The following is a 1,260-nucleotide window of genomic DNA, read 5'->3' as shown; positions in this document are numbered from 1 at the left end:
GGGCGCCGTAGGCACCGCCCCGCTCGCCGAGCAGCAGCGCGCAGCGGCGGGCCAGCCCGGCGGCGGCCCGCTGCATCAGCGCCCCGGGCGGCAGGGTGGCCATGAGGCCCGCCTCCGCCGCGCGTACGTCCGCGACCCGCCACACCGGTCTCATGCCACCCCGTCCCGTCCGTTCGTCCCGTTCGTCCCGGACCGGCCGACCGACCCGCCGGGTCGGCTCACTGTTCCGCGACCACCATGGCCGACGCGATCCCGCCGTCGTGCGACAACGACAGGTGCCAGCGGTTGATCCCGCGCTCGGCCGCCGCGGCGGCCACCGTGCCGGACACGGTCAGCCAGGGGCGGCCGTCCGGGTCGGAGGCGACCTCGCAGTCGTGCCAGTTGAGCCCGGCCGGCGCGCCGAGCGCCTTGGCCACCGCCTCCTTGGCCGCGAACCGGGCGGCCAACGACTCCGGCGAGCGCGGGGCGCCGGAGCCGGTGTGGCGCTCGGCCTCGGTGAAGAGCCGGTCGGCGAGCGACGGCGTGCGCGCCAGGGACCGGGCGAACCGGTCCACCAGCACGACGTCGATGCCGACAGCCACGATCACGGACCTCACCCTACCGGCGCTGCGGGCCGCGGTTCGGCCGTGGACGGCCCCTGTGGAAAACCCGGGATACGTCCCACCACCCGTTGTCCACAGGGCCGGCGTGGCTGGTTCGCGGAGCCGTAGCGTCCCCGCTGTCCGTCCGCCGGGTCGCAGGGAGGTCACTCATGGGCGAGGAGCCGTTCAGCGTCGAGCCGGAGCTGTTGCGCGGGGTGGCCCGGGAGCTGACCGACGACGCCTACCGGCTGGCCCACGGGCCGGTCACCGAGCCGGGTCTGGTGGTGCCGGCCGACGGCTGGCGGGCCGGGATGGCGCTGGCCGAGGTGGAGGCGGCGGTGCAGCGCTGGTGCGGGTCGCTCGCCGCCCGGGTGGCGGCCACCGCCGAGGCGGTCCGGGCCGCCGCCGAGGGCTACGAGGCGGTGGACGAGCGCGCCGCCCGCCGTTTCGCCGGGCTCCCCCGGTGAGCGCAGCCGCCGGCTTCCGCCGGTCCGGGCGAGCGCATCCACCGGAGCGGCTCCGCGAGTGGGCGGCCGACGTCCCACCGACCGGGTACGCGCGGCGGAGGCGGGCCTCATGGCCACCCTGCCGCCCGGGGCGCTGATGCAGCGGGCCGCCGCCGGGCTGGCCCGCCGCTGCGCGCTGCTGCTCGGCGAGCGGGGCGGTGCCTACGGCGCCC

2 protein-coding genes and 1 pseudogene are annotated in these 1,260 nt (G+C 78.3%); 1 reads left to right on the top strand and 2 read right to left on the bottom strand.

The window, feature by feature from the left end:
- Together F8274_RS30645 and F8274_RS30640 are read right to left on the bottom strand one after the other, a co-directional pair.
- A pseudogene (locus F8274_RS30645) lies at positions 1–154 on the bottom strand (bifunctional ADP-dependent NAD(P)H-hydrate dehydratase/NAD(P)H-hydrate epimerase); the annotation flags it as partial.
- A gap of 64 nt (positions 155–218) precedes the next feature.
- A complete protein-coding gene (locus tag F8274_RS30640; RefSeq protein WP_151465881.1) occupies positions 219–587 on the bottom strand; it encodes a holo-ACP synthase in 369 nt (122 codons plus the stop codon).
- A 164-nt stretch (positions 588–751) separates the two neighbouring features.
- Between F8274_RS30640 and F8274_RS30635 the strand changes: the two genes are divergently transcribed.
- Positions 752–1,048, top strand: a complete 297-nt coding sequence (locus tag F8274_RS30635; RefSeq protein WP_151465879.1) for a hypothetical protein — start codon at positions 752–754, stop codon at positions 1,046–1,048.
- Positions 1,049–1,260 lie beyond the last annotated feature (212 nt).

It is taken from the genome of Micromonospora sp. AMSO31t, from assembly GCF_008868175.1.
Taxonomy (GTDB): domain Bacteria; phylum Actinomycetota; class Actinomycetes; order Mycobacteriales; family Micromonosporaceae; genus Micromonospora.
Note: the sequence above shows the minus strand (reverse complement) of the source record. Positions and strands in the feature narration are given on the sequence as shown.